Annotated in this window: 28 protein-coding genes; 6 read left to right on the top strand and 22 right to left on the bottom strand. The window is 71.0% G+C overall.

Going from position 1 to position 22308, the window contains the following annotated elements:
* Positions 1-163 precede the first annotated feature (163 nt).
* Positions 164-1141 carry a PfkB family carbohydrate kinase gene (locus tag G6R25_RS05040; RefSeq protein WP_235947452.1) on the top strand — a complete coding sequence of 326 codons (978 nt, stop codon included), beginning with the start codon at positions 164-166 and terminating at the stop codon, positions 1139-1141.
* Between the two features lie 292 nt (positions 1142-1433).
* On the opposite strand, the gene G6R25_RS05035 is transcribed toward G6R25_RS05040, so the two are convergent.
* Entirely contained in the window at positions 1434-1694 is a 261-nt protein-coding gene (locus tag G6R25_RS05035; protein ID WP_235947449.1) for a nucleoside/nucleotide kinase family protein, read from the bottom strand.
* Positions 1695-1809: 115 nt separating this feature from the next.
* Positions 1810-2415, bottom strand: coding sequence for a TetR/AcrR family transcriptional regulator (locus G6R25_RS05030; RefSeq protein ID WP_163552057.1), 606 nt, complete (start codon positions 2413-2415; stop codon positions 1810-1812).
* 523 nt (positions 2416-2938) lie between these two features.
* Between G6R25_RS05030 and G6R25_RS05025 the strand changes: the two genes are divergently transcribed.
* A complete protein-coding gene (locus G6R25_RS05025; RefSeq protein WP_235947447.1) occupies positions 2939-3775 on the top strand; it encodes an MBL fold metallo-hydrolase in 837 nt (278 codons plus the stop codon).
* Between the two features lie 216 nt (positions 3776-3991).
* On the opposite strand, the gene G6R25_RS05020 is transcribed toward G6R25_RS05025, so the two are convergent.
* Positions 3992-4561, bottom strand: coding sequence for an NUDIX hydrolase (locus G6R25_RS05020; RefSeq protein ID WP_235947444.1), 570 nt, complete (start codon positions 4559-4561; stop codon positions 3992-3994).
* An 818-nt stretch (positions 4562-5379) separates the two neighbouring features.
* Here G6R25_RS05020 and G6R25_RS05015 point away from each other — a divergent pair.
* The gene (locus tag G6R25_RS05015) at positions 5380-5964 is read left to right on the top strand and encodes a hypothetical protein (protein WP_163552054.1); all 585 of its coding nucleotides are present in this window, start codon (positions 5380-5382) and stop codon (positions 5962-5964) included.
* 20 nt (positions 5965-5984) lie between these two features.
* On the opposite strand, the gene G6R25_RS05010 is transcribed toward G6R25_RS05015, so the two are convergent.
* Entirely contained in the window at positions 5985-6641 is a 657-nt protein-coding gene (locus tag G6R25_RS05010) for an adenylate kinase family protein (RefSeq protein ID WP_163552053.1), read from the bottom strand.
* 377 nt (positions 6642-7018) lie between these two features.
* On the bottom strand, positions 7019-7960 hold the full coding sequence (ppk2, locus tag G6R25_RS05005; RefSeq protein WP_235947442.1) for a polyphosphate kinase 2: 942 nt from the start codon (positions 7958-7960) through the stop codon (positions 7019-7021).
* Between the two features lie 239 nt (positions 7961-8199).
* Here ppk2 and G6R25_RS05000 point away from each other — a divergent pair, with 239 nt between their 5' ends.
* Positions 8200-9699 carry a hypothetical protein gene (locus G6R25_RS05000; protein ID WP_163552052.1) on the top strand — a complete coding sequence of 500 codons (1500 nt, stop codon included), beginning with the start codon at positions 8200-8202 and terminating at the stop codon, positions 9697-9699.
* A gap of 157 nt (positions 9700-9856) precedes the next feature.
* Here G6R25_RS05000 and G6R25_RS04995 read toward each other — a convergent pair whose 3' ends face one another.
* The gene (locus tag G6R25_RS04995; RefSeq protein WP_163552051.1) at positions 9857-10579 is read right to left on the bottom strand and encodes a maleylpyruvate isomerase family mycothiol-dependent enzyme; all 723 of its coding nucleotides are present in this window, start codon (positions 10577-10579) and stop codon (positions 9857-9859) included.
* Positions 10580-10619: 40 nt separating this feature from the next.
* Positions 10620-11183 carry a hypothetical protein gene (locus G6R25_RS04990; protein WP_163552050.1) on the bottom strand — a complete coding sequence of 188 codons (564 nt, stop codon included), beginning with the start codon at positions 11181-11183 and terminating at the stop codon, positions 10620-10622.
* A gap of 623 nt (positions 11184-11806) precedes the next feature.
* On the opposite strand from G6R25_RS04990, the gene G6R25_RS04985 reads away from it, so the two are divergent.
* Both G6R25_RS04985 and G6R25_RS04980 read left to right on the top strand, forming a co-directional pair.
* A complete protein-coding gene (locus tag G6R25_RS04985) occupies positions 11807-12064 on the top strand; it encodes a hypothetical protein (protein WP_163552049.1) in 258 nt (85 codons plus the stop codon).
* Positions 12065-12129: 65 nt separating this feature from the next.
* Complete coding sequence (locus tag G6R25_RS04980; protein WP_163552048.1) at positions 12130-13005, top strand: HAD-IIA family hydrolase; 876 nt, start codon at positions 12130-12132, stop codon at positions 13003-13005.
* Between the two features lie 998 nt (positions 13006-14003).
* On the opposite strand, the gene G6R25_RS24955 is transcribed toward G6R25_RS04980, so the two are convergent.
* From G6R25_RS24955 to G6R25_RS04905, 15 genes are all read right to left on the bottom strand, one after another.
* A complete protein-coding gene (locus G6R25_RS24955) occupies positions 14004-14924 on the bottom strand; it encodes a hypothetical protein (protein ID WP_205446870.1) in 921 nt (306 codons plus the stop codon).
* A 921-nt stretch (positions 14925-15845) separates the two neighbouring features.
* Positions 15846-16787 (bottom strand): bifunctional DNA primase/polymerase, encoded by a 942-nt coding sequence (locus tag G6R25_RS04970; protein WP_163552047.1) that lies wholly within the window; start codon positions 16785-16787, stop codon positions 15846-15848.
* A gap of 484 nt (positions 16788-17271) precedes the next feature.
* Positions 17272-17853: a sce7726 family protein gene (locus tag G6R25_RS04965; RefSeq protein WP_163552046.1), complete on the bottom strand. Its 582-nt coding sequence runs from the start codon at positions 17851-17853 to the stop codon at positions 17272-17274.
* Entirely contained in the window at positions 17853-18251 is a 399-nt protein-coding gene (locus G6R25_RS04960; RefSeq protein ID WP_163552045.1) for a DUF6197 family protein, read from the bottom strand. The genes G6R25_RS04965 and G6R25_RS04960 overlap by 1 nt, the downstream gene beginning before the upstream one ends.
* A gap of 28 nt (positions 18252-18279) precedes the next feature.
* Complete coding sequence (locus G6R25_RS04955; protein ID WP_205446869.1) at positions 18280-19011, bottom strand: hypothetical protein; 732 nt, start codon at positions 19009-19011, stop codon at positions 18280-18282.
* Between the two features lie 197 nt (positions 19012-19208).
* Positions 19209-19463, bottom strand: a complete 255-nt coding sequence (locus tag G6R25_RS04950) for a hypothetical protein (protein WP_163552043.1) — start codon at positions 19461-19463, stop codon at positions 19209-19211.
* A gap of 52 nt (positions 19464-19515) precedes the next feature.
* Entirely contained in the window at positions 19516-19695 is a 180-nt protein-coding gene (locus G6R25_RS04945; protein WP_163552042.1) for a hypothetical protein, read from the bottom strand.
* An 84-nt stretch (positions 19696-19779) separates the two neighbouring features.
* Positions 19780-19974, bottom strand: coding sequence for a hypothetical protein (locus tag G6R25_RS04940; RefSeq protein ID WP_163552041.1), 195 nt, complete (start codon positions 19972-19974; stop codon positions 19780-19782).
* Between the two features lie 45 nt (positions 19975-20019).
* Complete coding sequence (locus G6R25_RS04935) at positions 20020-20193, bottom strand: hypothetical protein (protein WP_163552040.1); 174 nt, start codon at positions 20191-20193, stop codon at positions 20020-20022.
* 136 nt (positions 20194-20329) lie between these two features.
* Positions 20330-20542 (bottom strand): hypothetical protein, encoded by a 213-nt coding sequence (locus G6R25_RS04930; RefSeq protein ID WP_163552039.1) that lies wholly within the window; start codon positions 20540-20542, stop codon positions 20330-20332.
* Positions 20543-20617: 75 nt separating this feature from the next.
* Positions 20618-20770, bottom strand: coding sequence for a hypothetical protein (locus G6R25_RS04925; protein WP_163552038.1), 153 nt, complete (start codon positions 20768-20770; stop codon positions 20618-20620).
* Between the two features lie 310 nt (positions 20771-21080).
* Positions 21081-21221, bottom strand: coding sequence for a hypothetical protein (locus tag G6R25_RS04920; RefSeq protein WP_163552024.1), 141 nt, complete (start codon positions 21219-21221; stop codon positions 21081-21083).
* 61 nt (positions 21222-21282) lie between these two features.
* Entirely contained in the window at positions 21283-21468 is a 186-nt protein-coding gene (locus tag G6R25_RS04915; RefSeq protein ID WP_163552037.1) for a hypothetical protein, read from the bottom strand.
* Between the two features lie 5 nt (positions 21469-21473).
* Positions 21474-21782 carry a hypothetical protein gene (locus G6R25_RS04910; RefSeq protein WP_163552036.1) on the bottom strand — a complete coding sequence of 103 codons (309 nt, stop codon included), beginning with the start codon at positions 21780-21782 and terminating at the stop codon, positions 21474-21476.
* 121 nt (positions 21783-21903) lie between these two features.
* The gene (locus G6R25_RS04905) at positions 21904-22281 is read right to left on the bottom strand and encodes a hypothetical protein (RefSeq protein ID WP_163552035.1); all 378 of its coding nucleotides are present in this window, start codon (positions 22279-22281) and stop codon (positions 21904-21906) included.
* Between the last annotated feature and the right edge of the window lie 27 nt (positions 22282-22308).

Here is a 22308-nt window from a genome sequence, read left to right as displayed (position 1 = left end):
CACACCAACACAACATTGATGTCACGCAAAGCGACGAAACGTTACCGGGAAAGGCTCAGTGACATCTTTGCGCCGAAACGCAGTAACTCGAATACTCGGACGGAGGTACCGATTCCTGCCCGGCGCAGACCAGACCGGTTCCGGGCCGATAACAGGAGGACGCGTGGCGAAGCAGGCCGACAGGGCGAAGGCGCGGCCGGTTGGGGCGGTGGCCGGACAGCCAGCGGGGCTGTTCGTCGGCCTCACCACCCTCGACATGATCTACCTGGTTCGACGCCCACCCGGACCCGACGAGAAGATCGTCGCCGACGATCTGGTGGTCGCCGCGGGCGGCCCGGCGACGGGCGCGGCCTTCGCCCACCTCGGGGGGCGAGCCACGCTCGTCAGCGCAGTCGGCTCCGGGCCGCTGGCCGCCGCGGCACGGGCGGATCTCGCCACGCTCGGAATCCACCATCACGACCTGCGGCCAGGGGTACCAGTCCTCCGGTTTCGGCAATCATGGTCAACCCGGCGAGCGGGGAGCGGGCGGTGGTGTCGGCGCACGGCGCGCTGCCGGGCGCCGTGCCGGGCCCTGCTCGCCGGGGCGGACGTCGTCCTCGTCGACGGCCATCAGCTCGACGTCGCCGTCAACATCCTGGGAACTCGCCGGTCCCGGCCGACGGGGGCGGGTGGGGCGGCAACCTCGGCCGGGCGGCCGCCCGTGGTGTTCGACGACGGTTCCTGGAAGCCGAGGACCGAGCGGCTGCTCCCCCACGTCGACGTGGCGTTGTGCGGGTCCGCCTTCCGGCCGCCGGGAGTCGGCGTCGACCCGGGCGAGGTGCTGCGCTACCTGCTGGCGCACGGGCCCTCGTTCGCCGCGGTGACCCACGGCCCCGGCCCGGTCCGGTGGGCGACCGCCCGCGCCGGCGGGGAGGTCCTGCCCCCGGCCGTCCGCGCGGTGGACACGCTCGGCGCCGGCGACGTGTTCCACGGGGCGTTCGCCTGGTCGATCGCGGCCCTGCCCCGACTCACCACCGCCGGCCTGGTGGACGCGCTCGCCGCGGCGTCGCGGGTCGCGGCCCGGTCGGTGACGAGCTTCGGCACCCGCTCCTGGCTGACCGCCCAGGACGAGGCGCCCCCGTCCGAGACGAGTGGGTCCTGAGTGATCAGTGGCCAAGAGGATCCGATCGGGTGGCGGGGGGTCGCCTCGGGTTTCGGTGCACCCACCGACCGCCACGCCCTCCGTATCTTTCTGTGATCAGTTGTGTACGGAATCGTGCCGAGGCGCAGTTACGGTTTTCGGCCGAAAAACCGTAACTAGACCTCGGCACGATCTGGCCGGAATCTGGCCGGAACCCAGGCCGGCGAGTGGACGGCAGTGGCCGTGGTCGTGGTCGTACGGCGGGGACAGGGTCGGTAAACGATTACCCAAAGTCACTAGAGGTTGTTGATCGTCACCGGAGCTTGGCCTCAGGGGCGGGGGGCAGTACGGGAGGCAACCGGAGCAGGTAATCGGCGCGCCGCGCCGTCGCATCCACCAGCCGCAGGTTGTTGAGATCATTCTCTTGGACCCAGGTGCGGGCGGCCGGTCTGGAGCGGCCGCCGGTTGTCTGCCGGGCGATCAGACGAGTCCGGGCGATCTCCTCCTCGACCTGGAGGAACCGCGTCTCGTCGCAGCATGCGCGCACCTGGGCCCATGCCGCGTCGTCCAGCAACAGATAAGTTGCCCTCGCAGATCACCAGCCGCACGGAGGCCGGAATCCGGTGTGCTCCCGGGACCGCGGCGTCGTGGACGAGGGTCCATGCGGATGATGGGTTCACGGTCGAAGGTCAGGTCGGGCGCAGCAGTCGGCGCAGCAGCTCGTCGACGGCGGCGCAGGCCTGGCGGATGGCGACGCGCTGGTTGTCGGCCCGGGCCACGAGCAGGGCGATCTCGTTCATCGAGGCGAGCAGCACGTGCGCGAACAGGTCGACCATCGCGGCGTCGAACACGCCGTCGCGGGCGAGTTCCGCGACCGTCTGCTTGATCTTGCCGAAGGCGTGCCGCTCGTCGAGCTCCCGCCAGCGCGCCCAGCCGAGGACCCCCGGCGCGTCGATGAGCAGGATGCGCCGCACGACGGGGTCACCCGCGATGCCGATCCAGGCCAGGCAGCCCAGGCGCAGCGCGGTGGCGGGGTCGCCCCCGCCGCCGGCGCCGACCGCGGCCACCAGCCGGCGGCCCACGTCCAGCTCGACCGCTTCCAGCACCGCGTCGAACAGCGCATCCTTACCCTTGAAGTGGTGGTAGAGCGAACCGCGGCTGACCCCGGTCGCGGTGAGGACGGCGTCGATCGAGGTGCCCTCGTAGCCCCGCTCGGCGAACAGCCGGGTGGCGACGCCGAGCAGGTGTTCCCGGGGCGCGGCCCCCCGTTCGACGTTCTTGCTGGGTGGATTCATGGGTACCTCTTGACTCGGAGCCGACACTCCATTGTCGGCGTAAGGCCGCGCCACGCACCCCCGCAAAGCGCCACTAACACGACTTATCGGGTAAAGACGTAGGGAAGGCGAAAGAATCCGGCCGGTGCCGGACCGCCCCCGCGTCGGCCGGCCGGGCTCCGCCCGCAGGGCCGCGAGCAGGCCGCCGGGCCTGCGCGAATCGATCAGCCGCATCGCCGCCCGCATATTGCCGCAACGGCGTAACCGGACGTTTCACCCCTACGCCGCAGCATCTTTCCCGTCGCGATCATCGGCGTAATGCACGGTTCACCCGTCTCTCGACGGCGAGAAACACGCAGCCGCGACTGTTGTTCGCACGGTGACCGGTGGCACGAACCCGCCATTGCGCTGCTGCGCGTCCATGCGCTCAGCTCGGACACGAGCGTGACACCGTTGGTGTTCCACCACAGCCGGTTCCGCCAGCCCGTGGCCCACTGACCAGCGCCACCGAACCCCAGCCGCCGACCCGCCTCCGGGGGTGCCCGTGCCGTTCCGCCTTCCCGACCTCGATCTCGACCTGCCGATCTGCCTGACCTGCGGGGTGCAGTACGCCGCCGCGCAGGTCGACTTCCCGGTCTGCGAGGACGAGCGGCAGTACGTCGGCTGGGAGGGGCAGCGGTGGACGTCGCTGGCCCGGCTGCGCGCCGACGGCTACCACGGCGTGCTCCGTCCGGAGGGCGAGCGGGTGACCGGCGTCGGCGCCGAGCCGAAGATCTCCATCGGGCAGCGGGCGCTGCTCGTCCAGACCGACGCGGGCAACATCCTGTGGGACTGCGTGCCCTTCCTCGACGACGATCTCGCCGGCCGGATCGCCGAGCTCGGCGGCGTTACCGCCATCGCGATCAGCCACCCGCACTTCTACGGGGCGATGATCGACTGGAGCCGGGCGTTCGGCGGGGCCCCGATCTACATCCACGCCGCGGACGCCGACTGGCTCGGCCGGCCGGACGACGCCGTCGAGCTGTGGTCCGGCGACGCGCTGACGATCGGCGACGGGCTGACCCTGATCAATGGCGGGGTGCACTTCGCCGGCGGCACGGTCCTGCACTGGGCCCAGGGCGAAGACGGTCGGGGGGCGCTGTTCTCCGGCGACATCCTGCAGGTCGTCCTCGACCGCCGGTGGGTGAGCTTCATGTACAGCTACCCGAACTACATCCCGGAACGGCCCAGCGTCGTCCGCCGGGCACTGGAGCTGCTCGAACCGTTCGACTTCGACGCCGTCTACGGCGCGTTCTGGCAGACCGTCGTCCGCGCCGACGGCCGGGCCGCCGTGCGCCGCTCCACCGAGCGTTACCTCCACTTCGTCACCGACACCCGGTAGGCGCCTTTCCTTGCCCTTCCAGAGGGATAAATCGGATGCCGAACCCTCCGGATGGGCAAGGCAGTGAGCCGGTTCGGCGTGACCTGCCGGACTTCTGCCCCGGACGGTCGGTCTGGCGTGGCTCGGCGGAGCGTGCTGGCGTTCGCCCGGGTCGGCCGCTGCGCCGACCCGGACCGCCTGGGCCGACGACGAGACACCCGGCCACGCCGACCGGGATCAGGGCACCAGGCGGGAGTGGCGGGACGCCTCCGTGAGCTTCACGCCGAGCTGGCCGGCAAGCTGGCCGCCGACCTTCCCGGGCTCGACCCAGCGCACGCGGGTGCTGACGGAGTCGGGCACGGCGAGGCTGCGGTCCTCGACGTGGAACAGGTAGGTCATGTCGTAGTGGACGTGTTCCGGCTCCCCGCGCGCCGGGGCGGCCTCGACGATCGAGGCTTCGACGTCGAAGGGGATGACTGCGTCGGGGATGACCATGTTCGTGTCCACTCCGGCGTGGCGGGCGGCGAGCCCTAGCGCCGCGCCGAGCAGGGACGAGGCGCCCGCGTCCACGTGACCGCCCGGCAGGTGCCAGGTGGACGTGGACGAGTCCATGATCTCGAGAACATGCCAGTCGGGGGAGACGATCGCGGCGCGACAGGTGACGTGAGCCGGAGTCGTGCTACGGGCTGTGATGGCAGGCCCGTGCAGGGCAAGTACAACCAAGGACCGCATGAGGTCCATCTCGTCCGGGTTCGCCTCGATGTAGCCAAGGGCCACACCGATCACCGCGTTGTTGGTGACCGCCACGCTCAGAGAACGTACAGGTGTCGGGTGCTCAACACGGAACACCGGGGCGGGACACTGCGAAGTTCGTACTGCACACATACCCTCACTTACGGTGTCGGCAAACCTGGCTGTATAGGAAGAAATCGGAATGCCAGTTCGACATAGCCCTGGACTTCCTCGTCCAGGCGCGCTGGCCCGCGGGGCAAGGCGCGCACCGCTCGGCCACGCTCGGCGCGACACGCCTCCTCCCGCCGACAACTCGCCAGACCGTCATGAAGATGCGACGGAGAGTGACAGCCGGTCGAGCTGCGCGACACGCCCGCCGAACCCCCTACGGCATCCCGCACGTCGATCCATCCTTCCCGAGATCGGATGAAGCGGACAAACAGGGCAAGCACCCGCCTGCCGGCTACCCCGCCACTACCATCGCGAAACCTCCTTCGTGCCGCAAATACGAAATTTTGCTCAGTCTTCAGTCGAGGGGTGGGTGCGCCCCCAGGTCAGCGGGATCCTGGCGGCCCGAGACGGCGGGGCGCGCGGGTGCCGAACGCACGGTCAATCGGCATCTGTAGGCAGCACGTTCGGGTGGACCTGCACCGGTCTCGGTACCCCCGACAGCGGCACGCGTGACGGCCAGCCGACACCTCGGGCGGGCGGCACCCGACCGCGACTAGGGTCGGCGTGGATGCGTCGGCACAATGCCGACACCGGGTCGCCGTCCGTCCTCGCTGCGGCACGCCGCCATCGCGCCCGCCCTCACCCGGGTCCCTGGAGCGATGCGGCCTGGAGCGATGCGGTAGGTGGGCCCGGCAGCGGGATCGAGCGGGAGGGACCCCACCGTGCCCGACAGTCAGGCTCTCGACCGGACGCGCCCGGGGGACCGTCGGGTCCGCCGGGCCACGATGCTCGTGGCGGGGCTCGCCCTGACCGGATTCGTCGGTCTGACGGCGGGTTGCGGCTCGGACGGCGTCGACCTGCCGGACCCGAGCGCCAGCGCGAGCCTGCCGACGGCCCTCCCGACCGCGCTGCCGAGCGGTCTGCCCACGGCCCTACCCACAGCCCTGCCAAGTTCGCTGTCGACGTCCATCCCCGGGGTCGGGAAGGTCGACTCGGTGACCGGCGCGGCGGCGCTGCGCGGTACCAACGTCCCCACGGACTTCCCCGTACCGCCCGGGGCAGCCGTGAAGGTCGGCACGACCACCGGGAAGAGCTCGACGGTGACACTGTCGGGGGTGTCCAGCGACCGGGCGGCGGCCTTCTACCGCACCGCGCTGCCGCGAGCCGGCTACCGAATCACCTCGGACGTCGGCATCCCCGGCGTCGCCCGCGCACTGGCCTTCGACGGGCACAGCGTCACCGGGAGCATCGGCGCCGCGGGCCTCGGCCAGTCCAACGCGATCGCCATCGTGTTCACGAAGCACTAGCCAGCCGGGCGGCGGCGGGATCACACCGGCGCGGGGGCCAGGTCCGGCAGGTTGAAATACCCGCGGATCTCCGTCTGGACGGCCCGTGGCACGCGGCGGGCGTCGACGACGGCCACGAACTCCTTGCGCTGGAAGATCTCCATCACCGGCTGGGTCTTCTCGTGGTAGTCGCGCAGCCGCACGGCCAGCGCCTGGGGATTGTCGTCGGCGCGTTTCTGCAGCGGTGCTCCGCAGACGTCGCAGGTGTCCGGCATAAGCGGCCGGCTCGCTATCAGGTTGTAGTCCAGGCCGCAGCGGGAGCACAGCCGGCGGGCCAACACCCGCCGGTAGACCTCGTCGTCCGGGAGATCCAGATAGATGACCCCGTCGATGTCGTAGCTCTCCAGAAAGAACTCCGCCTGCCGCGCATTGCGGGGGAATCCGTCGATGATGAACCCGTAGTTCCAGTCGTGCTCGGCCAGCCGGGTGCGCACCACAGATTCGACGAGATCGTCTCCGACCAGATGGCCGGCGGCGACCGTCCGCTTCACCTGAGCACCCATCTTCGTGTGGTTCTGCACGTTCCAACGGAAGACGTCACCCACGCTTATGTGGACGAGGTCGAAATCCCGTGCCAGCATCGTCGCCTGGGTTCCCTTGCCGCTGCCCTGTACTCCCATGATGACGAACTTGCGCACGAAATCCTCTCCCGCTCGAATCGCAGGTTCCACAGGTGGCCAGCCGCGGACCGTCGTCCGTTCATTCCCTGCCGGGTACCGTATCCGCCCAACGATTGGGCCGACCGGGAACCCACCCGCAGGAATGCGGCGTGGGCAACGCCACATACCAGGTCAACGACGTGCCGGCCGGCGGGTGGACGCCGGAGAACCGCGGGCAGCGGGAGGTGACGGCCACCGCCGGCACGGCCCGTCGGCGCGGCGGCGTTGCCAGGCCGACGGCCGCCACCGGCACAGAAAGGGCAGTCGCGCGAGGGCAGCCTCACCCGCATCGGGTGGCACCGAAGCGCCAGCGACCACCACGGCCCGAACGGACCCGGGCAGCGGACCGGTCCCGCTCAACCCTGCAGGTAGCGGCGCGGCACCCAGGTCTGGCTGTCGATCGGGGGCCGTTTGTAGGCCTTCTCCTGCCGCGGGGGCAGCACCACGCGCTCATGCGGCACATCGCCGTACGGGACGATCGACAGCAGGTGGCTGATCAGGTTGAGCCGGGCCGTGCGCTTGTCGTCGGCGTCCACCACGTGCCAGGGTGCCTCGCGAATGTCGGTGTAGGCGAACATCTCGTCCTTGGCCGCCGCGAAATCCACCCATCGGGCCCGTGCCTCCAGATCCATCGCCGACAGCTTCCACCGCTTGCCGGGATTGTCGATCCGTTCCTGGAAGCGACGTTCCTGCTCCTCGTCACTGAGCGAAAGCCAGTATTTCACCAGGACAATCCCGGAGCGGACCAGCGCCCGCTCGATCTGCGGGCAGGTGCGCAGGAAGTCGTCGTATTCGCCGTCCGTGCAGAAGCCCATCACTCGCTCGACCCCCGCCCGGTTGTACCAGCTCCGGTCGAGCAGCACGATTTCGCCGGCGGCAGGCAGGTGCACCAGGTAGCGCTGAAAATACCACTGGGTGCGTTCCCGCTCGGTCGGCGTGCCCAGCGCGACGACCCGGCACTGGCGAGCGTTGAGCCGGTCGAGGATGCGTTTGATGGTGCCGCCCTTCCCCGCGGTGTCCCGCCCCTCGAATACCACCACCAGCCGGAATCCCGTATGCCGGATCCATTCCTGCATCCGGACCAGCTCAGTCTGCAGACGGTCGAGTTCCTTCTCATACTCCTTTCTGGAGACCCGGCACGGGGTGATCCCCGCCGCGAGGGCCGCGGCGGTCGAGGGATCGACCACTCCCGTACCGGCCGTGCCGGCCGTGCCCCGCGGCCCGGCGGCGCCTGCCGTCGCTCCGCCGCCGTCGTCGGCCCTGTCACCGGCCGGCCCGCCGTGCTGCCCCTGCGCCATGTCCCCGCCCTCCCTGCCACCGGCAGATCTACCCGCCCGGCACCAGGCTCGCACCGCCGTAGCAGGTCCGGGGCCGCCATCGACCCGCCGCCGTGACCAGGCGCGGGGGCGCCCAATCCCATGCCGGCCCTACCGGTGCTGGATGACAAATCACTACAGAGCAGGATGTGTACGTGAATCGGGGACGTGGGGAACGGCCGCGCGGGTGGCGACCTCCCGGATTCCGGGGAGGAACGCGGGTGTCGAGAGGACTGCGGCGGGCGATCGGTGCGGGTCTGGCCGCGGCCGCACTGGCGGTCGGGCTCGGGGCGTGCAGCTCCGGCGACGAGGCGCAAGCAGCACCGGCCGAGGTCGTGCTGAACCGGGGGCAGGAGTCCTCGATGCCGTTCCGGACCGACGCCGCGGGTGAGGTCCTGCTCGACCTCACCACCGCCGCGCCGGGCGTGTCGTGGGGTTCGCCGGGCAGCGAGTCCGCCGTGGTGTCCCTGTTCGTCGACAACACCTATGCCACCGACGTCGTCATCCCCGCCTCGTTCCCGATCAAGCGGAGCCTGGCGCTGGGTCATCTCGCCGCGGGCGGTCATACCCTGCGGGCGCAGTTCGCCGCCGACCGCTCCCCGAAGGCGGCGGCCTCGGCCCGCCTGACCGGCATCGCCTTTCGGACGGTGACGCCGCAGGACAACGGCTACCGGGCGCTGGCGCACGCCCCGGTCCTGTATGGCCGGGCGGCGCCGCCTTCCACCGCCGGAGCTGGCGGCACGGGGGCGGGATCAGCGTCGTCGACGGCGACCGCCGCGGACCCGCTGGCCGGCGGGCCGTTCCAGAACGCGATCACGGACACGCCGCTGCTGGCCTTCCATTCCGAGGCGCCCACCGCGATCTCCGGGCACCGGCTGCTCACCTACTCGACGGTGTGGAGCAACGAGGACGGCGGCACCTCCACCCCGGCGCTGATGGCGCAGTGGGGCCGGACTACCGACATCGAGTGGACCTACCAGGTGGAGATCGACGCCGCGGGCAACGCGATCCCCGGCAGCGCGGTGATCCAGAGCCCGGACCACGCGACGCAGCCCTTCGCCGGCCGCTACGAGGGCGGCCACCCAGTGCTCGGTACCTGCACGCTGAACAACAACATGTGCCAGAACCCGGATGGCCCGATGCGGTTCGCCCTGTCCGCCACCGACGCCATCGATCCGAACGCGGACGCCCGCGAGCGGGAGATGGACCGCAACCCGTGGACCTACTGGGTGATGTCGCAGGAGCTCGCGCGCGAGGGCAAGGTCGACGAGAACAAGGCACCGAACTCCACCACGAAGATCAGCGACCCGCGCAACTACCTCTACCTCATCATCCGTAAGAGCACGGTGGGTTCGCCGAACACCGAGAACAGCTGGGTCGGCCTGTCGGTCGGCGTGCGGCTGTCCGGCAACGGCGAGACCTACCGGTCGAACAAGATCTACCCGCTCTGGGCGATCGAACGGGACACCCCCGCCGCGACCGCCGTCGAGCTCCCACCCGGCACGGTCGCCGAGGACATCTCGACGATCGAGGCCACCCGGGTCGTCGGGGCTGGCGTCGACCGCGGCGCCCGCATCAAGGTCGACTCGATCGAGCGGGCGTTCCTACTCGGACCGGGCGGCCAGCCGCAGCAGTCGTTCCTGTTCGCCCCGACGAAGGCGACCCTGAGCCAGGCCGCGCCGACCGCGACCCTGTTCCGCCGCCCACAGGGCGGTTCCTGACGCCGAGCACGGAGGGTGGAGGCACGTGAGGGCCGGCACCACGGTGCCCGTCCCACCGGACGCCCCGCCACCCCGCGGTACGCCCAGGTAGTACCACCCTGGTGCTGCCCCGCCCGCTCGGGCGCCCGCCTGCTCGCTCGCCCGGGCGCCCGTCGGGTCAGACGCCGGGATGCAGCACCGCGAGCAGGGCCTCGTCGCCGAAGGCGGCGAGATCGGGATGTTCGAACGGCAGGCGCCCCCACAGGGCGAGCAGCACGGTGGGGGCGGGGCCACGCAGGGCGGCGTCTCTCTTGGCATGCTCCCGGGTCACGGTGACGTCATTGCCGGCCAGCGCGACCAGCCACTCCCCTTCGACATCGGTGAGATGGACGTGGACACCGCCGTCGGCCAGCCCGGTGCTCGCGTGGGCGCGGTTGCCGGGCAGTAGGACGGTCAGCAGCTCGTCGACACCGTCCGCGGCCACTTCCGCCGTAGGCAGGTGAGCGGCGCCGATGGCGTTGTCGGCGTCCCAGCGGTGCACGGTGAGCTCCTGGGCGAGGCGGCGGTGCCAGAACCCGGCGACGGGCGGCGCGACCCCGGTGTGGTTCCAGGCCGCCGCGGCGGGATCGGTCTGACGCAGCGCGCGCAACAGGTCGTCGAGGGCGCGCCGGTAGTAGGCGACCAGCCCCTCGTCGTCGGTGGGCGCGGGCGGGTTCGGCGGCGGCGGGTCGGTGGTGCCCCGCGGCACCACGACACTGACGCTGTGCAGCAGGCGTCCGACGTGCCGCAGCAGGCGGCGCGAGCTCCAACCCGGGCAGGTCGGCACCGGACTGTCGAGATGCGCGCTGGTCGTCGCCAGCAGCGCGAGGCCCTCGGCCTCGATGACCGCGAGATGATCCACCTGGCCAAGTCTGGCAGGTCAGGCGTCCTGCGGCGCCGCGTTACCCAGCCGCATCGATGATCTGCGCCGGCGCGCCGATCTGGGCGGCCAGCCTCGTCCAGTGGCCGTCGGCAGTGTTGAGGGCGTCGGTCGTGCGCTGGAGCAGGACCGGTGGAGGCTGGGCGGTGCCGTCGAAGAGGTTCCCGCAGGCGGTGACGGCCTGCGCGTAGGCGGCGGCGCCGTCGGTCCAGGTCCGGCCGGCGGCGGCGACGGGCGGCACGCCGAGCCCGGTGATCCGGTCCACGGCCTGACCGAGCTGGGCGCACGCCGGCTTCAGCGCCGCGCCGTCGGCTGCCTGGATGTCCGTGCGCACCGCGCTGACGGACGTCGTGATCTCGCCGCGGATCCCGGCGGTGCCGGCGTACCAGGTGGCGAGCTGGGAGCTCACGTCGACGGTCGGCGGGACCGCCGCGCCAGCCTCGGCCTGCGTGCCGCCGCTGCCGACGACCAGGTACACCGCCGCCACCGCGCCGGCACCGGCCACACCGAGAATCGCCAGTCCGCGGCGACGCTCCTGGCGGGACAGTTCTTCCCAGCTGCGGTAGTCATTACGGCGCCGACGCACGGATCCCCCACATCGCGAGAAGTAACCGACAGAACAGACGCCCGAATCAACCCGGACGTTGCGCCGGATCGCCGCCGGCCCGACCCGGGCCTCCCAGACCCACTCCGCGCCCTCCCCGACCAGGGACCCGAGCCCTCGCCGAACCCGAGCCCTCGCCGAACCTGTGCCGCGACCCCGTGCCGCGACCCCGTGCCGCGGCCCGTCGAGACCGCGCCTGGACGCCACCACCGCGCCACCCCGCGGTGGACCGCCGGAGCACCCGACGACTTATGTCACATTTTTGATTTCGCCGTGCCCGTAGCGCCGCGAACGTATGCCAGGTGAGAACAGCCGGGCCCCAGCCAATGCAAAAGCACGTTCCCTCGCCGCAGGCCGGACGACGACGCCGAGAAAATTCGGCCGTTTCGGTGGACTAGGCGACGGGAAAGCGCACGATATCGGAGGGGGCCATCCACGGCGTCGGTGTGCATCGTGGTGCATCGCCACCTGGTCGGAGGGGCCCGGTGGCGATCATTTCGGCGGCGGCAGCCGGCAGCGCGAACTTCGCGCCCGGGGCGATGCCCAGCCGAAGTATGTGTCGCCGTCATGGGTGGCCGCTGAAGGACCTGCATAAGGGGGCGTGAATGGTCGAGGGTGTGCCGTGCTGGTGGGAATCCACCTCCTTGCCGGACGGGACGGCGGATGACGATGCCGCGGCCTGGGCCGTGGTCGTGCTGGGTAGCTCGGGCGGGCGGATCCGTGGGGTGGTCGGCCCGTTCCGGTCACCGGGCTATGCGCGCAAGTACGCCCACGACGAGGGATTGCGTGAATGGCTTGTCGTTCCCGTCCTGTGCCTGACGATGCCGGCCGGGCAGCAGGCCGCCGGGGTCGCGGTGCTGTGAGACGCCGCTCCCAGTGACCGCCCCGGCCCGCCGGCGGGCCGGGGCGGCGGGCAGAATCAGTGGCCATGTCGGAACGGATCATCGAGAACTATCTCATCGACATGGACGGCGTTCTCGTCCATGAGGAGCACCCGATTGCCGGAGCGGACGCGTTTATCGCCGGTCTCACCGCCGCCGGACTCGGCTTTCTGGTGCTGACGAACAACTCGATCTACACGGCCCGTGATCTGTCCGCGCGCCTGTCCCGCTCGGGCCTGGAGATCCCGCCCGAGCGAATCTGGACCTCGGCACTCGCGACCGCGCTGTTCCTGCACACGCAGCGCCCGGGCGGCTCGGCGTATGTCGTCGGCGAGGCGGGGCTCACCACGGCGCTGCACGACATCGGATATGTGCTCAGCGACAGCTCGCCCGATTATGTGGTGCTCGGGGAAACCCGGACCTACAGCTTCGAGGCGATCACCCGGGCGGTCCGGCTGGTGCGCGGCGGCGCCCGTTTCATCGCGACGAACCCCGACCCGACCGGGCCATCGGTCGAGGGCCTCCTCCCTGCGACCGGCGCCGTCGCCGCCATGATCACCAAGGCGACCGGGGTCACCCCCTACTTCGTCGGCAAGCCGAACCCGCTGATGATGCGCAGCGCCCTGAACACCCTGTCCGCGCACAGTGAGACGACGGTGGTGATCGGCGACCGGATGGACACCGACGTGGTCGCCGGCCTGGAGGCCGGCATGGACACCGTGCTCGTGCTCTCCGGCATCACGACGCACGCCGACGTCGAACGCTTCCCCTACCGGCCTACCGCGGTCGTGAACAGCATCGCCCGGGTCCCCGTCGGGCGGGACGTCCGCACCATCGACGGGACGCTCACCGCGCCGACCCACCGCCCGGCGCAGGGGATCGCCCCCGACGACGCGGCACCACGGCACGTCACCCGGGACTGACCTCGCGGCGACACGCGCCCCCGGGCCGCTGGCTGCTCACCCGGCGCCCGCAACGACCGGCCGGCGGCCCTACCGCCGGCCGGGAGGCGCGGACTACGGTTCACTACGGTTCAGGCCACGCCCGCGGAACCCTCACGGTCCGCACCGACGGCGGCCACGCCGACCGGGCAGGATAGGCCCGTGCCCACGGGCCTATCGACATGTGACCTGATACGGGTAGACCGTCATGCGACGTCGACCTCCGGCTCATCGTCCCGTACGACCGGCGGCAGGGCGAAGATCACCGCAATTCGATCGAGCGTCAGCTCATGCTTGATCGTTGGAGGTAGACCTTGATCCGTGCGTGTCCTCCGAACGATCTCACGGATATGCGCAATGCGGTCCGATTCGATGGCCTTTGCACCGCGGCCTGATGAAGCCTTGATTGTGGCCTCGGTGTCGACGTCGTCTGGCAGGCGAGGAAGGGGCCGGGGCATGCTGGGTTCGCTCCGTCCTGCTTCGGGTGGGTTGGGGTGCGGTCCCGGCGGGTTGCTTGGTCGGCGGGTCGCCGGGACCGCTTGTGGTGTGGGGCGCGGGGTCGGTGTCCTTTGGCGGGGCGCGGGAAGGCCAACCACCTTCGCCCCGAAAAGTCGGGCTGTGACTGTCGGTGACCGGCCGAGGGTTCGGGGTTTCTCGTTTTTTCGGGGTGCGTGTCGCGGGCAGGGCGTCGCACCACCCGCAAGTCCCGCAGCCGGCCGAGATGGGCGCTGTGAGCTGGGCGGATGTGTGCGGGGCTTGGCTGTGAGGGAAGTCCCGCGAGGGTGCGGGTAAGTCCCGCAAGCCCTGCGGGGGTGGGTGGGTGCGGGGCTTACAAGTCCCGCGTTGCGGGGGTTGTCGGAGCACAAGTCCCGCAGTGGGAACCCCTGCGGGACAGGGGCTTTCGAGCGTTTGCGGGACTTGCGGGGGGTGGTTGGCCTTCGTGGTGCACTGAGAGGTGAGTGAGAAGAAACTCCGGTGGTTCATGGGGTGTCCCGCCGGGTTTCGACGCGCCACAGCCGGATCTTGCTGTGACGTTCCGTGTCGGATCGGAGGGTGTGGGGGCCGTACCAGCGGCCGACGTGGCCGCGTAGGCGGGCGCCGAGTTCGTTGGCGGTGGGGAGGTGGCGGCCGTTCATCAGGCTGTCGGGGATGGTGCCGTCCCAGGGGTCACGGCCGTCGGGGTCACGGTCGAAGCTGGCGCGGATGTCGGCACTGGTGCGGCCTTGGGTGCCGAAGCGTTCTTCCCAGCGGGTGAGGAAGGCCTGCCAGGTGGCGGCCTGGTCGTCCATGTCGGCGACGTCGGTGGTGTTGTCGAGGAAGCCGGTCAGGCCGTGGTGGGTGACGAAGCCGCCGGCGGCCTGGGCCCAGGGGCTGAACTGGCGCATGAGATGGGCGGTGCGGGGTGCGCCGACGGCGACCCAGTCGGCGACCAGGACGAGGAGGTTCCATTGGAGTTCCTGGCGGTGGGCGGGGTCGGTGAGCCAGGTTTGGAGGTTGGGGATTTGGAAGGAGCTGTCGGGACGTAGTTCGGGGTTGGGCATGTTCGGGTCGAGGCGGACGACGACGGTGCGGCTGGCCATGTCCCCGCCGAGGCGGAGGTTGTTGCCGGTGACGGCCCACAGCCGGTCGTTGGCGTATTTCTCGTTGCGGCTGGAGCCCAGGACGCGGTCGGACCATTCGGCGGCGGTGATCAGTCCGGCGAGGGTGGCGCTGGTGATCTGGGTGCCTTCGGCGATGTTGTCCCAGCAGATCAGCGGTTCGGGGCGGCGTAGGCAGCCGAGGATGGCTTTGCGGAGTTCTTCTTCGGCACCGGGCCAGGGGTTCTGCTGCTTGCCGTAGATCGACCCGACCATGTCGGCGAGCAGCGATTTGCCCGACGACGCGGTGGTGGCGGTGGTCATCCAGAACGGGGTGAGGGTCCGCAGGTAGGGGCGCAGGATCGGGGTGATGAGGATCCGCCAGGAAGTTCGCTTTGTCCGCGGTGCTGACCCAGGGGAAGTCGTGCAGCACCATCTCGAGGAACCGTTTCGCGGCCACGACCTGGTCGCCGGTGGGCCGGTCGGGGACGGGGGGCAGGGGGACTTTCGGGGCGAGGTAGAGACCGGTGGCCGGGTCGTAGCCGGCGGTCTGCAGCAGCGATCCGTCGGGGCGTAGCACCGGGGAGCCGACGATGCCGCGCAGGGGGCGCAGGCCGGGCCAGTGGGGGCCGTTCAGCGCGGAGGTGAGGATCCGGTCGGCGGGGACGTGTTCTTCTTCCCAGGTGTCGTCGTTCGGGCCGGTGACGGTCCGGTAGGCGTAGGTCTCGTGGGCCAGGAGGCTCGCGAAGCCGGGGGCGGCCAGGGGCGAGGCGACGAGGGGCAGTGGGTCGTCGCCGGTGACGCTGATGTCGCCGCTGATGTGGGCGACGTGGACGGCGTGGCCGTCGGTGACGTACACGTCGGCGAACACCCCGCCGTTGAGAGCGGCTTTGAGGTTGCGGATCGCGGCGGCCGTGCCGGTGACGTCGATGTCGGGCCGGTCGCCGGGCCGGTCGCCGTCGGGCCGGGGCCGGCGGCGGGCGGCGTCCTTGGCGGCCTGGCGGGCATCGGCCACGCCGGCCTTGTAGGCGCGGTCGAACCCGCCTTTGCTGAGGCGTTTGGCGGCGGCGAGGGCATCGCGGTGCGCGTCGACGACCAGGGCGTCGGTGGCGTGCCGGCCCAGGGCGTAGACGTGTTCGCGGAGCGTCTTCGCGCGGGCCAGCTCGTTGGTCTCGGTCCCGACGGCGGCCAGGATGACGTCGACGTCGAGCTCCACGACCGGCGTGGGGATGTCGGGGAGGGCACTCACCGGTCCTCCTGGCATGCCCGGGGTCGGCGCATCCCGGCGCTTAGGCCGGATTCGACGGTGCGGGCGGTGGATCCGCGTTTGCCCTCGCGCGCGGGGTCGTCGAGGCCGGCGGCCAGGCCGGCGTCGGTGAGGGCCTGGCGGACGTCGTGCTCGTCGAGGAGTCCGCCGGCGACCAGGCGGCCGAGTTTGTAGGCGGCGCCGTTGAGGGCGTCGCTGCGGCCGGACTCCGGTGCCATGGCGGCGATGTCGGTGGTTTCCCCCGCCAGCACGGCGGTGGCCCACCGGGCGGCGCGGGTCTTGGCGAGGTCGGGGCGGGCCCGGTAGGCCGCGGCACGGCGGCGGGCCGCGGCGATGTCAGCGGGACTCTGCGGGACGGGGGTGGTTGGCCTGGTGGTGAGCTCGTGCAGCCAGTCGGGCAGATCGGCCAGCGGTAGCCGGTCTGCCCACTGGTAGCGGCGGCCGGAGTGGTGCAGGGAGGGGGGTGCGACGGCCATGCCGCCATCGCCGTCACCGGCGCCGCGAATGTCGATACCGGGGGCGATTCCGCTGGCGTCGCTGCCTTTGCTGTTCCCGGGCGGGCTGGTCTGCGGTGCCCGGTACCAGTAGTGCACCCCGCCGTCGGTGCGGCCGGTGGCGACGCTCGCGGTCGGGGTGTGCCCGTGCCGGCCGGTGAGCGCCGCCCACGAGGCGCGGCCGGCAGGCCCGTCGACGTCGACGATGGTGAGCCTGGACGGTTTGCAGGCCACGCCGATCGATGCGTACGGCCAGCGCGTCCACCAGCAGCTGATGACATTCGGGTCGGTGGTGGCCTGGCTGCCCCAGGCGACCATCGGCTTCTTGCTGCCGACCCGGACCGGGAAGACGACGATCCCCCGCGCGGCCAGGGCCAGCGCCGCCGGCAGCATGCGCACCGGCGACTCGGCAGACACGGCGCTCATCGGACTCCTCTCCTCGGTACGGGTCGGTATCGGCGGGGTCACAGGGGAAGGCAGGCGGCGCCTGGCGGAGGCGGCCGGCGGTCCGCCGGCCGGTGTCTCGGTGCGGGGGCATGTCCGCCGCGGATGAGGGTGAGCCGGGGCCGGCCGGCCGGTTTCCGCCCGGGGTTCCGCGGGCGGCAGCGGGGGCACAGTGGGGTCCCGCCGGGTCCGTAGAGGTGATGGAAGGCGCCGCAGGCCGCGCACGGCCCGACCTGGGAGGGCGACAGACCGAGGTGGGTGCAGGTGGTGAGGAACGCCTGTCGGGCGGCGTTTCGCCCGTCCCGACAGGCCGGGTTGGGGAGCCACCGGTCGCCACGGCGGATCTCGCGGGGGATCAGGTCGGCGGCCCGCCACACCGCCGCGGCCCACTCCCCGACCGTGAACCCGCCGGCAGGCAGGTCCAGGACCGTGCCGGGCGGAAGGCCAGGCGGCGCGGCGGGGTGAGTCATCGGCTGGCCGCGCCGGTGAGGGTGACGGTCCAGTCCGCTGGACGGGCTTGTAGCAGGCGGCGGATCTCGCGGCGCAGGTCGTTCAGCGGGTACGCCTCGGCGACGGCGGCGTGTAACCGTCCGCGGGGCATCCGTGCGATGCCGCGGCGCTGGCCGCGTAGCCGTAGCAGGGTGCGGGCTTCCTCTGCCCACAGCAGCCCGGCTAGTGCTACCGGGTCCACCTCACCGTTGCGACCGGCGGGCCGCACCTCCGTGAGCGTCACCGTCTCGTCGGCGGCGGCGAGGGTGAGTCCCCACCAGTCCGGTACCAGGGCGGCGGCGTGGTCGAGATGCCGGCCGGTGGCCACCAGCGTGACCCGGTCCAGCACCGTCCCGTACGCCGTGGCCTGCCCGGTGAGACGCCGCAGGCTGTCCCGATCCGATTTGATCTCATAGCCGGTCAGCTCCGCCGCTCCGACCACGGCGACGTCCACCCGGCACGCGGCGACGTCCAGCTCGTGGCGGACCCGCCCGTCCGACTCGACAGCCAGGGCGGTGACGAGCGCCGCTCGGATTGTCCGATCGTCTAGCACGGCCATCAGACGCGACCGTCAGTTTCGCTGGCGGCGTCGAGCTCGCTGGCGGTGGTGTCGAGCAGGGCCACGACCTGCTCGAGGGTGCGCCCGTCGGCGTCGTTCCACTCGGTGATCTCGCCGATGGGGTAGGAGATGAGTCCGAGTTCCTCGGGGTCCTCGTCGGCATGGTCGGTGGGTACGAGCCGTTGCGTGAGGGTGCCGGCCGCAGCGACGAGGAGTCGCTGGGCGGCGACGGTGGCGGGCCCGTGCCGCGGGTCCCGGGTGAGTGAGGCGTTGAGCGCGCCAAGGAGGCAGACCTCGCCGGTGGGTGCCTCGAAGTCGTGTTGGGTCCAGCCGCGCCGGTCGAGTTCGTCCCGGGCGGCGCGGAGCAGTGCAGCGACGGTGGTCGGGATGGTGGTCACGTGTTCTCCGAGGGGGTGGTGGGTGTGGTCATCGGGCGTGGTGGTGGATGGGCATGACGTCGGCGGTGAACGAGGGCCGTCCGGGGTGGGTGATCCGCACGGCGCCCAGGGCGCGGTCGGGGCGGTCGGCGCGGAAGCGCAGGGTGAGGCCGGCGTGGCGGCTGACGGGCCGGCCGTGGTGGGTGAGTTTTGCGGCGTCGGCGAGGAAACCGGGGTTCAGGCGGACGGTGCCGGTGGGCTCCCAGCGGGGGGTTCGGGCGTCCAGGGCGGCGATGTCGGGGAAGGGCGACGTGGGGTCGTCGAGGGAGTGGATGGTCAGGGGGTCGAAGCAGATGCGGGTGCTGGTGGTGATCTGGATTAGCCGCAGGTCGGTGCCAGGGTTCGGCGGGTCGACGGTGAGGGCGACGGGTTCGTCGCGTAGGGCGGCGATGCGGAAGCGGCGCAGCATGGTCCGCAGGGCGGCGACGTCGTCGGCGGGCACCATCAGCGGTGCGGGCAGGCGGGCGAGGGTGTTGTCGAGCAGCGGGGTCCAGTCGCGGTGGATCCGGTAGCGGTCGGTGGAGGTGGCGTGCAGCCGGCCGTCAGCGACGTGCAGCCGTACCCGGGACAGGCTCGGCAGGGTCACGTCGGTGCCGACTGCGCGGATGGTGTTGGTCAGGACGTCGAACAGCCCGGCGATCGTCACGGTCAGGGTGAGCCGGTCTGGCGCGTCATCGGTCGGCGTCGGGGTGGTCGAGATGGCGGGGTCGGTGGCGGTCATGTACATACGGGCCTCCTGGGTGGGGTCGGGTTGGCAGTGATCGGGCGGTGAGGTCGGTCAGCCGGTGGCGCGCAGGCGGCGCGTGATAGCGGTCAGGGCCTAGAAGGGCGGTTCGTCCAGTGACCGGCCAGGGGTGCCGGCGAGCACCGAGAACGGGTCGTCCGCCGAACGAGGCTGGTCGGTGGGGTCGTAGAACTTCATCGGCCGTCGTCGTCGTGCCGCCAGACGCGGGAGGTGGTGTCGAGCACGAGCCGGTCGGGCTTGCCGGTGCCGAGCCGGGTGCCGGCCACGACCCGTACCGGGGTCGTGGCGGGCACATCGGGGTTGTGGTCGGGGATCACCGCGGCGAGGGTCGACAGGCCGGTGTGGTCGACGACGATGCGACGGAGAGGGTTGAAGTCGGGAGAGACCACATCGCCTTTGCGGAGGATGCGGGGGTCGACCCAGGGCATCAGGCTTTCCTTTCCCGATACGGGTGCCGGCGGCGCGCGGCGGTGTGCGGGGTCAGAGGGCGTGGACGAAGGTGGCCAGGCCGTAGGCGGCGTGCAGGGCGTGGCCGGCGAGGGTGCCGGCGGCAGTGGCGGCGGGCTGCGGGGAATGCGCGGCGTAGGCGAGGAACCCGAGGGCGGCGAGGGTGAGGAGGAACGGCCAGCGGGACCGGCGGGCCGGCGAGGCGAACTTCACGGGACGGGGATGTCCTTTCCAGGGGGTGGTGCGGCGGGGTGATCGGCATCCCGCCGCACCACACGTCAGGGGAGAAGAGGCGGGCTAGTTGATGCCGATGTCGGCGTCACGCGCGGCCCGCTCGGCGCGCTTCTGCCGGGTGGTCGGGACGGGCGTGACCGGCTTTCCCTTCCGCTCGGCGCGTAGCGCGGCCCGGAAGCCACCGCGGCGGACCTGGCCGTTCTTCTCGGTGATCCACCACTTGCCCGGCACGGTGTTGTGGTCGCGGTCCTTCGTCATGGGAATTCCTTTCCTGTAACGGCGGGAAAAGGGGGGCTGATGTGTTCAGTTCTTGATGTCGAGGTCGGGGTTCAGTCCGTTCATGGCGATGACACCGATCGTGGCCTTCGCGGCGATCTTCGGGAGGTCGCGGCGGGTCAGGCCGCGGGACGCGATCGGCTTTCCAGGCTTCTCTCCCCAGGAGGTGCGCTCGTCGTCGTCGTTCTTCTTGCCGCGCATGAATGGGTGTCCTTTCCTCGGTTTCCGTCCTGTTTTCGGCATGGGGGTAGCGCGAGTGCGGTGCGAAAGGGGTTTGGGGGGTGGTCAGGGAATGCGGGCGGTGAAGGTCAGTCGGGTGTGGTGGTGGGCGGTGCGGTTAGGAGCGGCGGTTCTTCTTTGGGGTGGGCTGGTTCGCGGGCAGGTGGCGGCGCTGCGCGTCGGTGAGGCGGACGGTTTCGGACCCGAGGCGGGTGGTGCGCACGCCGGTGGGGGTGCGGGTTGTGGACGTGCCGGTGGCCGTGTCCGCGACGGCCTTCCGGGTCTTCTTGACCTTGGCGGCGATCCGGTCGCCGATACCGAGAATCTCCACGAGGTGTCCTTCCGGATGAATGGATGGGTACGAGTGGGGGGCTTCCCGGGGTTGTCTGACTACCGGGACCGGCGGTCAGGCCCGGTTGCCGTTGACGAAGGAGTGGACGCAGGTGGCGTGGAGGAATTCGCCGTCGACGTGTTCGGTGGTCTGCCGGCCGCAGTGTGCACATGGACCGGTCGGAATCTTCTTGCTGCTGTCCTTGTTCTCGGTCTTCTTCTTGCCCATGTGCCGGTCCTTTCGTGGTGCTGGTCGTCTGGGGATAGGCGCCTATGAGCGGATGACGGTCCACGTGGCGGTATGACCGCACGCCAACCGGACGTCCACCCGCTGCCCCACATTCCCGGTCACAGAGAACGTGTCGGTCTTCTGACACGCAGGGCAGACCGCGTCCTCAACCAGGTTGTAACTGTCCCCGGAGCCGGTGGACCGTATCGGCGGACCCTCGATGTACCGCCAGTTCTTCTTGCCCATGGCCGTGTCCTTTCCGATCGTCTGCGAGTTCGTTGTGTGGGAGGTGTCGTCTGCGCCGGATCAGCTAGGACCAGTTACCGATGTGGAACGGGACGGCCCACGAGATCTTCGCGCGGCGGTCGATCCAGATTTCGCCGTTGGCCTTGACGATGACCTCGTGCGGCTGGAGCCGGTCGGCCTGGTGGTGGGCGCATACCTGAGCCACGATCCGCTGCTTCCTGGCGGGGGCGATGGGGTCCGGCTGAGCGGCCCGCCGCACATGGTCGCTACTTGCGGCGGCGTACCAGTTCGGCGTCGATGACCTCGATCGCCATCTCGTTCTCAGCCGCGGCATCACCGCTGATCCTGCCGGCATCAAGGTCGGCAGCGATCTCACCCTTGATGCGACTGAGGTTCGCCGTTTTGCTCCGCTTCACGCCGTTCTCAAGCTGCTTCCTCGAGGCGAAAGCCATTGACTTCATCCTTTCCGGGGATTACCGAGTGGGCGATTACCGAAGAACTCTCCGAGGTAGCGGCCGTTCACGATCACCTCGGAGCCGCCTCGCCAGTGGCGGCGGACGACAGTCCAGACGTCACGGGCCATGGCCCGTGTGTCCTCGGGCGTCGCCCCCGTCTGGTCGACACGCACCCGCACGATGCGGAGCCACGAGGCGCGATCACTGGTCACTCTGATCGCGGCGCCGGACAGGGCACCGGGCCGGGCCCGGAGCTCGGTCCGGATCTGCTTGGCCGCGACGGCGACGGCGGACAGCGTGCGGCTGGCCATGGGTGCTCCTCTGAGGCAGGGCCGGGCGCGGGATGTGCCCGGGGTTGGGGGTGTTACCGGACGTGGTCGCGGGCGGCGCCGTGGGCGATGTGGTCGGCGACGGCGCGCAGCAGACGGCGCATCAGATGCGGCCGTGGTCGAGTAGGAGCGCTGCGGTGCGTTCGATGTCGGCGCGGTGCTGGCGCACGAGCCGGGCCGCGCGCTGTTCGGCGTCGCGGTAGCTCGCCCCGATCCGGACGGTGATCCGTCGGGCGACGTCGAGATCATCGCTGCCGACCAGCGCCGGATTGCCGGTGATCAGACGACCGGCGGCGGGTCCGGCGAGGATGTACACGACGAAGTCGGTATCCGCAGCCCGCCAGGCGCGCAGCCGCGTCATCCCGCGGGTGCCGTGCCTGCCGACGTGCAGGCGGGCGGTCACTCCCCGGGCGTCGAACAGCCGGGCGGCGACGACATGGCCGGCTTCGTGGGCGGCGGTGGGGTTCAGGGTGTGGCGCATCAGCGGGCCTGGTAGTAGCCGCTGGCC

Source organism: Candidatus Frankia alpina (genome assembly GCF_902806485.1).
GTDB classification, from domain to species: domain Bacteria; phylum Actinomycetota; class Actinomycetes; order Frankiales; family Frankiaceae; genus Frankia; species Frankia alpina.
Note: the sequence above shows the minus strand (reverse complement) of the source record. Positions and strands in the feature narration are given on the sequence as shown.

Excerpts from the sequence above, each read along its gene's own strand:
- G6R25_RS05030 (WP_163552057.1), bottom strand. The coding sequence starts at position 2,415 with ATGAATCCACCCAGCAAGAACGTCGAACGGGGGGCCGCGCCCCGGGAA.
- ppk2 (WP_235947442.1), bottom strand. The coding sequence starts at position 7,960 with ATGGCGCAGGGGCAGCACGGCGGGCCGGCCGGTGACAGGGCCGACGAC.
- G6R25_RS04985 (WP_163552049.1), top strand. The coding sequence starts at position 11,807 with ATGGTCGAGGGTGTGCCGTGCTGGTGGGAATCCACCTCCTTGCCGGAC.
- G6R25_RS04980 (WP_163552048.1), top strand. The coding sequence starts at position 12,130 with ATGTCGGAACGGATCATCGAGAACTATCTCATCGACATGGACGGCGTT.
- G6R25_RS24955 (WP_205446870.1), bottom strand. The coding sequence starts at position 14,924 with ATGACCACCGCCACCACCGCGTCGTCGGGCAAATCGCTGCTCGCCGAC.
- G6R25_RS04970 (WP_163552047.1), bottom strand. The coding sequence starts at position 16,787 with ATGAGCGCCGTGTCTGCCGAGTCGCCGGTGCGCATGCTGCCGGCGGCG.
- G6R25_RS04965 (WP_163552046.1), bottom strand. The coding sequence starts at position 17,853 with ATGGCCGTGCTAGACGATCGGACAATCCGAGCGGCGCTCGTCACCGCC.
- G6R25_RS04955 (WP_205446869.1), bottom strand. The coding sequence starts at position 19,011 with ATGACCGCCACCGACCCCGCCATCTCGACCACCCCGACGCCGACCGAT.
- G6R25_RS04950 (WP_163552043.1), bottom strand. The coding sequence starts at position 19,463 with ATGCCCTGGGTCGACCCCCGCATCCTCCGCAAAGGCGATGTGGTCTCT.
- G6R25_RS04940 (WP_163552041.1), bottom strand. The coding sequence starts at position 19,974 with ATGACGAAGGACCGCGACCACAACACCGTGCCGGGCAAGTGGTGGATC.
- G6R25_RS04935 (WP_163552040.1), bottom strand. The coding sequence starts at position 20,193 with ATGCGCGGCAAGAAGAACGACGACGACGAGCGCACCTCCTGGGGAGAG.
- G6R25_RS04925 (WP_163552038.1), bottom strand. The coding sequence starts at position 20,770 with ATGGGCAAGAAGAAGACCGAGAACAAGGACAGCAGCAAGAAGATTCCG.
- G6R25_RS04915 (WP_163552037.1), bottom strand. The coding sequence starts at position 21,468 with ATGGCTTTCGCCTCGAGGAAGCAGCTTGAGAACGGCGTGAAGCGGAGC.
- G6R25_RS04910 (WP_163552036.1), bottom strand. The coding sequence starts at position 21,782 with ATGGCCAGCCGCACGCTGTCCGCCGTCGCCGTCGCGGCCAAGCAGATC.
- G6R25_RS04905 (WP_163552035.1), bottom strand. The coding sequence starts at position 22,281 with ATGCGCCACACCCTGAACCCCACCGCCGCCCACGAAGCCGGCCATGTC.